The sequence below is a fragment of the Kitasatospora sp. NPDC054939 genome, assembly GCF_053610105.1.
In genome coordinates, this window is sequence record NZ_JBSGXP010000079.1 from 1 (window position 1) to 12,709 (window position 12,709).

The following is a 12,709-nucleotide window of genomic DNA, read 5'->3' on the forward strand; positions in this document are numbered from 1 at the left end:
GCCGGACCGCCGCCGCCCCCACGTCCGCTGACGGACCGTCAGCCTTCTCCCGTCGGCCCCGGTCCGCGGGTCGCGGTCGAGCGGCCGGCGCTCCTCCCCGTCCGCCGTCCGGTGCCCACGGCACCGCACGGAAGAAAGTCCCCCGGGTGTATACACCGGAGGTATACCCCCGGTGTATGGTCCTGTCATGAGTGTTCCACTGACCCTCCTGGGGCTGCTCGAACGCGAGCCCAGCCACGGCTACGACCTCAAGCGCGAGTACGACGCCCTGTTCGGGCGCGGCAAGCCCCTCCCGTACGGCCAGGTCTACTCGACGCTCGGCCGGCTTGCCCGGGACGGCAAGGTGGTGGCCGCCGACGCCGAACCCGGCGACGGGCCCGACCGCAAGCGCTACGTCATCACCGAGACCGGGGTGACCGAGTTCGAGACCTGGCTCGCCGATCCGATCGAGCCCGAACCGCACCTGCAGACGGTGCTGTTCACCAAGGTCGTGCTCGCCCTGATGCTCGGCCGCAGCGCCGAGCAGTACCTCGACACCCAGCGCGCCGCCCACCTGCAGCGCATGCGCGAACTCACCGAACTGCGCCGCAACGGCGCCATACTGGACGCGCTCCTCGCCGACCACGGCCTGTTCCACCTGGAGGCCGACCTGCGCTGGATCGACCTCACCACCGCCCGCCTGGACGCCCTCGCCGAGGCGGTGCGCCGATGACCCCGCTGCTCGAAGCCCGCGACGTCACCCTCGCGTTCGGCGAGACCCCGGCGCTGCGCGGCGCCTCGCTCGCCGTCGACGCCGGCGAGATCCTCGCCATCATGGGCCCCAGCGGCTCCGGCAAGTCGACGTTACTGCACTGCCTGGCGGGCATATTGACCCCCGACTCCGGCGAGGTCCACTTCGACGGCCGCCGGATCGACACCCTGGGCGAGTCCCCGCGCAGCGCCCTGCGCCGCGACGCCTTCGGCTTCGTCTTCCAGTTCGGTCAGCTCGTCCCCGAGCTGACCGCCGAGGAGAACGTCGCCCTGCCGCTGCTGCTCGGCGGCACCCGGCGGGCCGCCGCCCTGGCCGAGGCCCGCCCCTGGTTCGCCCGGCTCGGCCTGGACGGGCTGGAGCAGCGCCGCTCCGGCGAGCTCTCCGGCGGCCAGGCCCAGCGCGTCGCCCTCGCCCGCGGCCTGGTCGCCCGCCCCCGGGTGCTCTTCGCCGACGAGCCGACCGGCGCCCTGGACTCGCTCACCGGCGAACACGTCATGGAGCTGATGGTCTCCTCCGCCCGCGAGCAGGGCACCACCGTCGTCGTGGTCACCCACGAGGCGCGGGTCGCCGCCTACGCCGACCGCGAGGCCGTCGTCCGGGACGGCAGGGCGACCGCCCTGGTCCTGCCGGAACGGACCGCCCGGTGATCCCCTTCGCCCTCCGCCTGGCCTTCAGCGGCGGCCGGGAGGCCCTCGCCCGGCTGATCGCCATCGCGGCCGCGGCGGCCGTCGGCGTCGGCCTGCTGCTCTCCGTGCTGTCCGGCATCAACGCCGTCGACAAGGCCAACGAACGGCTGGTGTGGCTCAACGCGGGCTCCGAGTCGGTCACCGCGAGCGCCCCCGTCGACCCGCTCTGGTGGCACCACCGCTGGGACTACTACGACGGCCGGGAGCTCCAGGTCGTGGACGTCGCCGCCACCGGGCCGACCGCCCCCGTGCCGCCCGGCCTCACCCGGCCGCCCGCCGCCGGCGAGTACTACGCCTCACCGGCCCTGGTGGAGCTGCTCCGCGCGACCCCCGCCGACCAGCTCGGCGACCGCATCCCCGGTACCCTCGTCGGGGAGCTCGGCGACGCGGCCCTGCCGTCCCCGGACTCCCTGATCGCCGTCGTCGGCGGCACCGTCGAGCGGGTCTCCCGGCTGGACGAGGCCAAGGCCGTCACCGCGATCCCCACCGAGCTGCCCGCGGACTGCCGGAACTGCCCCGGCCTCGGCACCCGCGGGGACGCCATGACGCTGATCCTCTCCGTGGTCGCCGTCGCGCTGATCTTCCCGGTGGCGGTCTTCATCGGCACCGCCACCCGGCTCGCCGCCGCCCGCCGCGAACAGCGGTACGCCGCGATGCGGCTGGTGGGCGCCACCCCGGGCCAGGTCGCGGTGGTCGCGGTGGTGGAGTCCGTCCTCGCCGCGGTCGCGGGCACGGCCGCCGGGTTCGTCGTCCACCTGCTGCTGCGCCCGCTCACCGCGAGCGTGCCGTTCACCGGTGAGCGGTTCTTCCCGGAGGACCTCACCCTGACCGTGCCGCAGATCCTCACGGTCGCCCTCGGAGTGCCGGTGGCGGCGGCGCTCGCCGCCCGGCTCGCGCTGCGCCGGGTCTCCGTGTCGCCGCTCGGGGTCAGCCGGCGGGCCACCCCGAAGCCGCCCCGCGCCTGGCGCCTGGTGCCGCTCGTAGCCGGCTTCGCCGAACTCGCCTGGTTCGTCAACCGCCGCCCCGAATCCACCGACGCGCAGACCACGGTCTACCTGACCGGCTTCTTCCTGATCATGATCGGGCTGGTCACCTCCGGCCCCTGGCTGACCATGGTCGGCGCCCGGGCACTGGCCCGCCGGATCGGCCGGCCCGCCTCGCTGATCGCCGTCCGGCGGATGGCCGACGACCCGAGGGCCGCCTTCCGGGCCGTCAGCGGGATCGCCCTGGCGCTGTTCGTCACCAGCGCGACCGTCGGCGTCATCGGCGCCATCAACGCCAACCGCGGCGCGCTCAGCGGCGACCGGCTGACCCGGGCCGCCGTCTCGCAGGGCGCGATGTTCGAGGAGGCGCCGATGGCCGACCGGGTGCCGGACGCGCTCCTCGCCGAACTGGCGGCGATCCCCGGCGTCCGGGGCGTGATCGCCGTCCACCCCGACCGGGACGGGCTCGGCCGCGACCCGCAGGACCCCAGGCTGCCCTCCCAGCTGGTCGCCTGCGCGGACCTGGCGAAGGCCCCGGTGCTCGGCAGCTGCCCCGCGGGGGCCGAGGTCGTCACCGTCCCGGCCTGGGTCTTCGTCGACCTGGACTCCAACGCGTCCACGGTGTGGCGGGCCGTCCCGCTGACCGCCGCGGAGCTGGCAGCCCGCCCGCTCCAGTCGGTCTACGCCACCACCGACGGCTCCACGGCCGCCAAGGAGAAGGTCCGCACCCTGCTGACCCGCAGCCACCCCGAGCACCGGGCCAGGACCGTCGGCGACTGGGCGTCCGGGCCGCAGCGCGAACTCGCGGGCTGGCGCCAGCTGGCCAACGTCGTCCTGCTGACCACCCTGCCGGTGGCCGGCTGCAGCCTCGCCGTCGGCGTGGTCGCCGGACTCGCCGAACGCCGCCGCCCGTTCGCGATGCTGCGGCTCACCGGGGTGCCGCTGGCCGCCCTGCGCCGGGTGGTGGCGCTGGAGACCGCCGTGCCGCTGCTGGTCACCGCCGCGGTGGCGACCGGCGCGGGCTTCCTCTCCGCGCACCTCTTCCTCAAGTCGCAGATGCGCTACGAGCTGGTCTCCCCGGGCGCGGTCTACTTCGCGCTGGTCGCGGTCGGCCTGGGCGCCTCGCTCGGGATCATCGCCTCGACGCTCCCGCTGCTGCGCCGGATCACCGGCCCGGAGGCCGCCCGCAGCGGCTGAACCGGCGTGCCCGGCGCGACCGCCCGCAGCGGCCGAACCGGCGCGACCGCCCGCACCGCGTACGCCTACCCGGCCACCGGGTAGGCGTACGTGCCGTCGCGCAGCGGGGTTCCGCCCCTGCCCAGCCAGCGGTCGAGCACCAGCCCGGACGGGTAGAACACCGGCTCCGGCAGCGCGTCCACCGGGTACCGCTCCCAGCCGGCGCAGGCGTGCGGCTCGGTGACCTCGGCGGGGGAGAGGCTGGCCGGGGCCAGCACCGCGGCGGTCAGCCGGGGCCGGCCCAGCTCGTGGTCGAGCAGCACCGCCAGCACCCGCATCTCCTCGGCCGGGAGCACGATGCCGGTCTCCTCGGCCAGCTCCCGGGCGGCGGCCTGCTCCAGGGACTCGCCCGGCCGGTCGACCTTGCCGCCCGGCAGGCCCCAGGTGGGCGGCTCCCCGGCGGCGGTCCGGCGGCCGATCAGCACCTGGCCGTCCCCGGTCGGCACGATCACCCCGACGCCGAGCACCGGCGCACCGCCCGCGGCGGCACCGGTCGGAGGCTCGGCGGTCGCCGCGGCACCGTCCGGAACGGCGGCGGTCGACGTGCTGGTCATGCGGTCCCCTCCCTCACCACTGGCCGCGCTCGTAGTCCTTCAGGAAGCAGCCGTACAGGTCCTCGCCCCGCTCGCCGCGGACGATCGGGTCGTACACCCGGGCGGCGCCGTCGACCAGGTCGAGCGGGGCGTGGAAGCCCTCGTCGGCCAGCCGCATCTTGTCCGGGTGGGGCCGCTCGTCGGTGATCCAGCCGGTGTCGACGGCCGTCATCAGGATGCCGTCGCTCTCGAACATCTCGTGCGCGCTGGTGCGGGTGAGCATGTTGAGCGCGGCCTTGGCCATGTTGGTGTGCGGGTGGCCGGCGCCCTTGTAGCCGCGGGCGAAGACGCCCTCCATCGCCGAGACGTTGACCACGTACTTGCGGCGCGCCGAGGAGGCGGCCATCGCCGGGCGCAGCCGGCTGATCAGGATGAACGGCGCGGTGGAGTTGCAGAGCTGGACCTCCAGCAGCTCCACCGGGCCGACCTCGCCGACGGTCTGCACCCAGCTGTTGGTGGGCGCCAGGTCGGGCACCAGGCCGCCGGCGTCGATCGCGGTGCCGGCCTCGATCCGGGCGGGCGTCGCCGAGCCGGTCACCAGCGCGAGGGAGGTGACGTCCTCGGCGGCCATCCGCCGGTCGCCGTCGGCCTGGGCCGGCAGCGCGGGCAGGTCGACGCTGCCGCTGCCGAAACGGCCGATGGTGGTGGACTGCGGCAGCATGCCGGCCGGCAGCGGCGCGGACTCGGCGGCGAGCAGCTCGCGGTAGGACTCCGGCGGGCGGCGCACGGTCTGCGCGGCGTTGTTGATCAGGATGTCCAGCGGTCCGTCCGCGGCGACCTCGTCGGCCAGCGCCATAACCTGGGCCGGGTCGCGCAGGTCGATGCCGATGACCTTCAGGCGGTGCAGCCAGTCGGCGCTGTCCGGCATCGCGGTGAAGCGGCGGATCGCGTCGTTGGGGAACCGCGTGGTGATGGTGGTGTGGGCGCCGTCGCGCAGCAGCATCAGCGCGATGTACATCCCGATCTTGGCGCGGCCGCCGGTGAGCAGCGCCCGCCGGCCGGTCAGGTCGGCCCGGGCGTCGCGCCGGGTGCGGTTCTTGGCCGCACAGTCCTGGCAGAGGTTGTGGTAGAAGGCGTCGACCTCGACGTAGCGCTGCTTGCAGGTGTAGCAGGAGCGCGGGCGCTCCAGGATCCCGGCGATCTCGGTGGTGGTGACGGTGGTCAGGCCGAACGCCCCGGCCGTCTCGTCGTCGATCCGGGTGGGCGCGCCGGTGGCCGTACGGGCGGTGACGGCGCGGTCGTTGGCCGTCTTGCGGGCGCGGGTCTCCTGGCGGCGGCGCTGCTTGAGGGTCCGGAATATGCCGCCGACGGCCTGCCGGACGGTGATCGCGTCCGGGTGGTCGACGTGCAGCGTGTCCAGCTCGGCGAGCACGTCGAGGCAGAGCTTCAGCCGCTCCGGGTCGAGGCCGGGGCCGTAGTCGTCGACCTCCTCGACCTCCTCGACCTCCTCGACCTGCCCGACCTCCTCGGGCGCCGCGACCTCCTCGGGCGCGTCGGCGCCGATGCCCTCGGTGCCGTCGTACTGCTGGGTGTCCGTGCCCGCCGTCATGCCGTCCGCTTCCCTGTCCCCGCTCACCGTTTACCGCGTGAATGCTACGGGAGCGGCACCGGGCAGGGCGAAAAGCGGCGTCGGCGGGCGTAGGGGGCGCGACCCCGGGCGCCGCCGCCGGCCCGGGGGCAGACGCTTGTGCTTTCCTCCAAGGCCGAGGGCCCGCGCTGGTCCGGACCTCGTGCGGACCTTCAGGACTGACCGGCGGACTGGCGCATTCACCTGCGGTTCGGCGAGGATTGGTCCACGGGTCAAGGGAGCCATGTGCGTCCACCCGTTCCCGGCCCAGTCCGCACCCCAGGTGTATCTACGACCGCCGGAGAACCCCCGATGCAGTTCCTGAACGACATCCAGCCCTCGTACGACCTGACGTACGACGACGTGTTCATGGTCCCCAGCCGTTCCGCCGTGGGCTCCCGGCAGGGCGTCGACCTCTCGTCGAACGACGGCACCGGCACCACCATCCCGCTGGTCGTCGCCAACATGACCGCGATCGCCGGCCGCCGGATGGCCGAGACCGTCGCCCGCCGCGGCGGCCTGGTCGCCATCCCGCAGGACATCCCGACCGAGGTCATCGCCGAGGTGATCGGCTGGGTCAAGCAGCGCCACCTGGTGCACGACACCGCGCTCACCCTCGCCCCCGGCGACACCGTCGCCGACGCCCTCTCGCTGCTGCCCAAGCGCGCCCACAACGCGCTCGTCGTGGTCGAGGACGGCAAGCCGGTCGGTGTCGTCACCGACCACGACTGCCAGGGCGTCGACCGCTTCACCAGCCTCTCCGAGGTGATGTCCCGCGACCTGCTGCTGCTGGACCAGGACATCGACCCGCGCGCCGCCTTCGACCGGCTCAACGAGGGCCACCGCAAGCTCGCCCCGGTGATCGACCGGGACGGCCGCCTGGTCGGCATCCTGACCCGCAAGAACGCGCTGCGCGCCACCCTGTACACCCCCGCCGTCGACGCCGCCGGCAAGCTGCGGATCGCCGCCACCGTCGGCATCAACGGCGACGTCGCGGGCAAGGCCAAGGCGCTGGTCGAGGCCGGCGCCGACGTGCTGGTCGTCGACACCGCGCACGGCCACCAGGAGTCGATGATCAGCGCGCTGCGCGCGGTGCGCGGCCTCGACCCGCAGATTCCGATCGTGGCCGGCAACGTGGTCTCCGCGGCCGGTGTCCGCGACCTGGTCGAGGCGGGCGCCGACATCCTCAAGGTCGGCGTCGGCCCCGGCGCCATGTGCACCACCCGGATGATGACCGGCGTCGGCCGCCCGCAGTTCTCCGCGGTGCTGGAGTGCGCCGCCGAGGCCCGCCGCCTGGGCAAGCACGTCTGGGCCGACGGCGGCGTGCGCCACCCGCGCGACGTCGCGATGGCGCTGGCCGCCGGCGCCTCCAACGTGATGATCGGCTCCTGGTTCGCCGGCACCTACGAGTCGCCGGGCGACCTGCAGACCACCGCCGACGGCCGCCAGTACAAGGAGAGCTTCGGCATGGCCTCGGCGCGCGCGGTCAGCAACCGCACCGCCCAGGACTCCGCGTACGACCGCGCGCGCAAGGCGCTGTTCGAGGAGGGCATCTCGCACTCGCGGATGTTCGTCGACCCGGCCCGCCCGGGCGTCGAGGACCTCATCGACTCGATCGTCGCCGGTGTGCGCAGCTCCTGCACCTACGCGGGCGCCTCCAGCCTGGAGGAGTTCCACGACAAGGCCGTGATCGGCATCCAGAGTGCGGCCGGCTACGCCGAGGGCAAGCCGCTGCACTCCAGCTGGGCCTGACCGCCTCCGGCGCGGCCGCGTACCGTCAGGCCGGCCGGCTCCGCGGATCGGGGTGCCGGCCGGCCGGCGCGCCGTCGGTCGGCTGGGTGACCGCGCCGGTGGCGCCGGTGCAGGGGGTCAGCAGGGCGCGGCCGACCAGTCCGACCGAGCCGTCCAGGGCGGCGGCCAGCGCGGACGCGGCGAACGGCACCCGCCGCAGCCCCCACAGCGCCAGCACGCTCGCCCAGGCCGCGTCCCGGGCGGCGTCGATCGACCAGGCGCTCACCAGGTGGGTCAGCGATCCGCCGGCCTCCAGCAGGTCCGGTCCGGGCATCAGCTGTTCGCGGACCTCGGCCTCCACCCGGGCCAGCAGCCCGTTGATCCGCCCGTAGTCCCCGGCCAGGTCGTCGGGCTCCCGTCCCAGCAGACGGCAGGTGTCGAGCACCGCCAGCGGCAGGTCGTGCTCGATGTGGGCGTTCATCCCGGCCAAGGCGAACTGCAGGGGCTGCACGCCCGGGTGCGCGCGCAGCTCGAACAGTGCCCGCCAGCAGGCGGGCGGACGCCGGTCGGCCGCGTGCGCGTCCACGGCCAGCAGGTAGCGGCCGGCGAACACCGCGTCCAGGACGGCCATCGCCTCCGGATCGGTGAAGTGCCCCTGCTCCAGCCGCTCCCGGACCAGCTCGGTGACGGTGAGGTACATCCGGTTGAACACCGCGACCCCGTCCGCCGCCGGCAGCGCGGCCCCGATCCCGCGCAGCCGGTCGACCACCTGGTCCACCGTCGGGACGTCCTCCGCCGTCTCCAGCAGGCTCATCGCGTACCTCCGTGTCCGCCGACCCCGTTGCCCGTGCACGCCCGGCGCGTTCCGTGAGCCGGCGGCTGCCTCGGGAGGGTCGCACCGATGGTGTGACTGATCGCACCATCGTGTCAGCGGCCCGGCCCGCCCGGGAGGAGCCGCGCACGGCGTCCGTGCGCGAACTCCCCGGGTGGGGGTCCGCGGGGGCCGCCCGGCCGGGTCGGTGCGGGGTCGGTGCGGTGCGGTTCGGCCCGGGTCGGTGCCGGTCGGTTCGGTTCGGCTCAGTTCGGCTCGGTGAGGTCTTCGCTCCGGCTCAGCCCAGGTCGTACTCCAGCGCGTAGGCGTGGTTGCCCGCGTCGTCCTGGGTGATGTCCAGGGTGCCGGTCAGCCCCGCCAGCTCCCCGGTGCCCGTCCCCGGCACCACCCGGACGGACAGGCGCTCCCCGTGGCTGCCCGGCGCACTGTGCTGCAGCACGAACGAACCCTTCCGCCCGTCCAACTCGCCGGTGAAGTGCTCCACCGCCACGTACGCCGCCGGCTCGCCCGCGGCGTCCATGACCGACAGCATCTGCACCGTGCTCGACCCGGCCAGCGCACCCCGGAAGGTCTTCGCCAGCAGTACCCGGCCCAGCGTCGCGCCTGCCCGCTCGTCCGTCTCCTGCGGCTCCCACGACGTCACGTCGAACGACCCGCCCACCTGCGCACCCATCCCGAACTCCCCTCGACGACCGTGCCGCCGGCACCCCGGTCGGCCTGCGCGGTCAGCCTCGCACGGGCCACTGACACCCGCGCCCGGACGCCGCCCGGTTCCCGGAGCGTGACGGCTCGCCCCGGCGGCCGGGTCCGGTTCGGCGTCGGCCCGGTCCGGCGGGGCGTCGGCCCGTCCCGGCCCGTCCCGGTGGCCCCGTTCAGCGGTCCCAGCGGAGGGCCAGCAGCGCCGCGTCGTCGTCCGGCCCGCCGCCCGCGTACGCCCGGACGTCCGCGAGCAGCCGGTCCAGGACGGCCTCCGGATCCTGGGTGGGCAGCGCCGCCAGCCGCTCGGCCAGCGGGTAGAAGCGGCCCGTGGTGTCCCGGGCCTCCGACACGCCGTCCGTGTAGAGCAGCAGCAGGTCCCCGGTCCGGGGCTCGAACCGGCCCTTCCGGTAGCCCGCCCCGGACAGCCCCAGCAGCCCCAGCGGCGGCGCGTGCTCCGGCGGTACCAGCTCGCTCACCAGCCCCTCCCGGCGCAGCAGCGGATGCGGATGCCCGCAGTTCACGTACTCCGCCGGCCCCGCCAGCGGCGGCACGTTCAGCAGCAGCGCCGTGACGAACCGCTCCTGGCTGGGACGGCCGGTCAGCGCCTCGTCCAGCCGCTCCGCCAGCCGGGCGAGGTCCGCCTCGCCACCCGCCGACGCCCGGAAGGCGCCCAGCACGTCCGCCGCCGTCTCCACCGCCGAGAGCCCGTTGCCCTGTACGTCGCCCAGCAGGATCCGGACCCCGTGCGGCGTCTCCACCACCTCGTACAGATCGCCGCCGATCCTGGCCTCGGCCGCCGCCGCGGCGTAGCGCACCGCCACTCGCAGCGGCCCGACCCGGTCCGGCGGCGGGCGCAGCAGGGCCCGCTGCGCCGCCTCCGCCACCGTGCGGACCTGGAGCAGCTCGCGCTCCCGGGCCGCCACCAGGGCCACGTTCGCGGTGCTGGCCAGCGTCGCGGCCACCACCGTGACCAGCGCGGTGACGTGCACCGACTCCGGCAGCCCGTGGTTGCTTAGCTCCAGCAGCCCGACCCCGGTCACCGCGACCACGCCCGCCAGCAGTGGCACCCGGGCCGCCCGGGTGGCCGCGCCCGCCAGGATCGGGACGGCCGCGAGCAGCGGGGAGACCGTCGTGCCGGGCCCGGCGAGCACGTCGATCACCACGGCCGCCGTCAGCAGCAGCGCCGCGCAGAGCAGCAGCACCCGGGCCTGCCGCGGCAGCCGCAGCGGGGCCGGCGGCGCACTGGAGGGCGGGCGGTGGGAGGTCACGGGCGGCTCCTCGGCTTTCACGTCCACTCTCCTCCGGGAGCGCCGCCGTCGGCACCTCGGCGGGGGCGGTTCCCGGCTGTCCCGGTTCTCCCCGGCCCGTCCCCGGCTGTGCCCGGCCCGTCCCCGGTCGTCCCCGGCCCGTCCCCGGTTGTTCCCCGGCCCGTCCCCGTTCTCCGGGGCCGTCCGGCGGGCGCGTAGGCTGGCCGGGACATGAGACGCAGGAACCCGATGCCCCCGCCCCCCCTCCCGCAGCGCCTCGGGGTGGACCCGGTGCACCTGCGGCTCCCCGTCGAGGGCCCCTGGCCGACCGTGCGCGCCTACCTCGCCGACCGGCTGCCGACCGTCGACCCGGCCAGGATCGACGCGCTGCTGGACGGCCGGGAGATCTCCGGCACCGACGGCCCGATCGGCCCGGACGAACCGTTCCGCCCCGGTGCCCACCTCTGGCTCCACCGCGACCTGCCGGACGAGGTCCCCGTCCCGTTCGCGCTGGAGGTGCTGCACCGCGACGAGCACCTCGTGATCGTCGACAAGCCGCACTTCCTCGCCACCACCCCGCGCGGCCGGCACGTCGTCGAGACCGCGCTCTCCAAGCTGCGCCACACCCTCGCCCTGCCCGCCCTCAGCCCGGCCCACCGGCTCGACCGGCTGACCGCCGGACTCGCCATGTTCGTGGTGCGCCCGCAGGACCGGGGCGCCTACCAGACCCTCTTCCGCGACCGGCTGGTCCGCAAGGAGTACCAGGCCGTCGCCGGGTACGACCCCGGGCTGGCCCTGCCGCGTACCGTCCGCAGCCACATCGTCAAGGACCGCGGCCGGATCGCGGCGTACGAGCTGGACGCCCCGCCGAACAGCGAGAGCCGCGTCGAACTCGTCGAGCACCGGCCCGGCCCGGTCGGTGGCGGCGGGGACGTCGACCCTCTCGGGGACGGCGACCCTTCCGAGGCCGGGGAGGGCCTCGCCCGCTACCGGCTGCTCCCGGCGACCGGGCGCACCCACCAGCTGCGGCTGCACATGAGCAGCCTCGGCCTGCCGATCCTCGGCGACCCGGTCTACCCGCGGGTGCTGCCCGAGCCGGCCCCGGACGACTTCCGCCGACCGCTGCAACTGCTCGCCTCCGCAGTCGAGTTCACCGACCCGCTGACCGGCGAGGAGCGCCGGTTCGAGAGCCGGCGCACCCTCGCCGCATGGTCGGACCCGGCGACCTGGGCGGCCGACGCCTGAACCCCGCGGATCAGGCCGCGTGACGGGCGATCCCTCGGGTGGCTCCCTCGGGCGTTCCCTCGGGCGTTCCCTACGGCGGAAGGACCGGGTCGGAGGGCGTAGTGCCGCGACCGTAGGACCAAGGGACCACCCCGGGCGGGGCCGGTGACCGATCCGTTCCGGACCGGGCCGGGGCGATCGTGGGGCCATGAACGCACTGCCGCACCCCACCGGCGCTCCCGCCGTCTCCGCTGGACCTGGTGTCCGCGACGTCTCCGCCGTCCCCGCCGCATCGGCCGTCCCCGCTGCCTCGGCCGCGTCCGGCCCGTCCGCACTGTCCGACGCGTCCGGCCCGTCCGCCGCGGTGATCACCGGCGCCTCGCGCGGCCTCGGGCTGGCCCTCGCCCGGGCCCTCGCCGCCGAGGGCCGCCCGCTGGTGATCACCGCCCGCGGTGGCGCCGCACTCGCCGCCGTCGAAGCCGAACTCGGCGCCGTCACCGAGGTCCGCGCGCTGGCGGGCTCGGTGGTCGACGACGACCACCGGGAACGCGTCGCCCGGGCCGCCGCGAGCCTCGGCGGAGCCGGCCTGCTGGTCAACAACGCCTCCACGCTCACCGGTTACGACCTCGCGGGCGCCCCGCTGCCCCGGCTCGCCGACTTCCCGCAGGCCGGACTGCTGGAGACCTTCGAGGTCAACGTCCTCGGTCCACTGGTGCTCACCCGACTGCTGCTCCCGCAACTGCGGGCGCACGGCGGGGCCGTCCTCAACATCAGCTCCGACGCCGCCGTCGAGGCGTACGCCGGCTGGGGCGGCTACGGCGCCTCCAAGGCCGCGCTCGACCACGCCTCGGCCGTCCTCGCCGAGGAGGAGCCGGCCCTGCGGGTCTGGGCGGTCGACCCCGGCGACATGCGGACCCTGATGCACCAGGAGGCGTTCCCCGGCGAGGACATCTCCGACCGCCCGCTGCCGGAGAGCGTCGTCCCCGCGCTGCTCGGACTGCTCCGGGACCGCCCGGCCTCCGGCCGCTACCGGGCCGCCGACCTGCGGCCCGCACACCCGGCACCCGCACACCCGGCACCCGCACACCCGGCGCCCGCCGGCCCGCACGCCGCCCGCGCGGAGGCTGCTCGCCCGGAGGGCGCTCGCCAGGACGCCGCTC

General features: G+C 75.5%; 10 protein-coding genes and 1 pseudogene. 6 read left to right on the top strand and 5 right to left on the bottom strand.

From position 1 onward, the window contains the following. The first annotated feature begins 187 nt into the window (after nucleotides 1-187). From ACWGB8_RS22105 to ACWGB8_RS22115, 3 genes are read left to right on the top strand one after another with little or no spacing between them, the layout of a single operon-like run. The gene (locus ACWGB8_RS22105; RefSeq protein ID WP_452215260.1) at nucleotides 188-712 is read left to right on the top strand and encodes a PadR family transcriptional regulator; all 525 of its coding nucleotides are present in this window, start codon (nucleotides 188-190) and stop codon (nucleotides 710-712) included. Then, nucleotides 709-1,398, top strand: a complete 690-nt coding sequence (locus tag ACWGB8_RS22110; protein WP_452215261.1) for an ABC transporter ATP-binding protein — start codon at nucleotides 709-711, stop codon at nucleotides 1,396-1,398. Before ACWGB8_RS22105 ends, ACWGB8_RS22110 begins: the two co-directional genes overlap by 4 nt. After that, the gene (locus ACWGB8_RS22115; RefSeq protein ID WP_452215262.1) at nucleotides 1,395-3,617 is read left to right on the top strand and encodes an FtsX-like permease family protein; all 2,223 of its coding nucleotides are present in this window, start codon (nucleotides 1,395-1,397) and stop codon (nucleotides 3,615-3,617) included. Before ACWGB8_RS22110 ends, ACWGB8_RS22115 begins: the two co-directional genes overlap by 4 nt. A gap of 65 nt (nucleotides 3,618-3,682) precedes the next feature. Here the strand turns inward: ACWGB8_RS22115 and ACWGB8_RS22120 are convergent, their stop codons facing one another. Both ACWGB8_RS22120 and ACWGB8_RS22125 read right to left on the bottom strand, forming a co-directional pair. Further along, nucleotides 3,683-4,210, bottom strand: coding sequence for a nucleotide triphosphate diphosphatase NUDT15 (locus ACWGB8_RS22120; RefSeq protein WP_452215263.1), 528 nt, complete (start codon nucleotides 4,208-4,210; stop codon nucleotides 3,683-3,685). Nucleotides 4,211-4,223: 13 nt separating this feature from the next. Then, entirely contained in the window at nucleotides 4,224-5,798 is a 1,575-nt protein-coding gene (locus ACWGB8_RS22125; RefSeq protein ID WP_452215264.1) for an SDR family NAD(P)-dependent oxidoreductase, read from the bottom strand. A 330-nt stretch (nucleotides 5,799-6,128) separates the two neighbouring features. Here ACWGB8_RS22125 and ACWGB8_RS22130 point away from each other — a divergent pair, with 330 nt between their 5' ends. Further along, nucleotides 6,129-7,568, top strand: a complete 1,440-nt coding sequence (locus ACWGB8_RS22130; RefSeq protein WP_452215265.1) for a GuaB1 family IMP dehydrogenase-related protein — start codon at nucleotides 6,129-6,131, stop codon at nucleotides 7,566-7,568. A 25-nt stretch (nucleotides 7,569-7,593) separates the two neighbouring features. Here ACWGB8_RS22130 and ACWGB8_RS22135 read toward each other — a convergent pair whose 3' ends face one another. From ACWGB8_RS22135 to ACWGB8_RS22145, 3 genes are all read right to left on the bottom strand, one after another. Beyond that, nucleotides 7,594-8,361 (bottom strand): DUF5995 family protein, encoded by a 768-nt coding sequence (locus ACWGB8_RS22135; protein WP_452215266.1) that lies wholly within the window; start codon nucleotides 8,359-8,361, stop codon nucleotides 7,594-7,596. A 295-nt stretch (nucleotides 8,362-8,656) separates the two neighbouring features. After that, nucleotides 8,657-9,052, bottom strand: coding sequence for a DUF3224 domain-containing protein (locus ACWGB8_RS22140; RefSeq protein WP_452215267.1), 396 nt, complete (start codon nucleotides 9,050-9,052; stop codon nucleotides 8,657-8,659). A gap of 199 nt (nucleotides 9,053-9,251) precedes the next feature. Further along, nucleotides 9,252-10,346 carry a PP2C family protein-serine/threonine phosphatase gene (locus ACWGB8_RS22145; protein WP_452215268.1) on the bottom strand — a complete coding sequence of 365 codons (1,095 nt, stop codon included), beginning with the start codon at nucleotides 10,344-10,346 and terminating at the stop codon, nucleotides 9,252-9,254. Nucleotides 10,347-10,556: 210 nt separating this feature from the next. On the opposite strand from ACWGB8_RS22145, the gene ACWGB8_RS22150 reads away from it, so the two are divergent. Together ACWGB8_RS22150 and ACWGB8_RS22155 are read left to right on the top strand one after the other, a co-directional pair. After that, nucleotides 10,557-11,570 carry a pseudouridine synthase gene (locus tag ACWGB8_RS22150; protein ID WP_452215269.1) on the top strand — a complete coding sequence of 338 codons (1,014 nt, stop codon included), beginning with the start codon at nucleotides 10,557-10,559 and terminating at the stop codon, nucleotides 11,568-11,570. Between the two features lie 313 nt (nucleotides 11,571-11,883). After that, nucleotides 11,884-12,597: pseudogene (locus ACWGB8_RS22155) on the top strand (SDR family oxidoreductase); the annotation flags it as partial. Nucleotides 12,598-12,709: the final 112 nt, after the last annotated feature.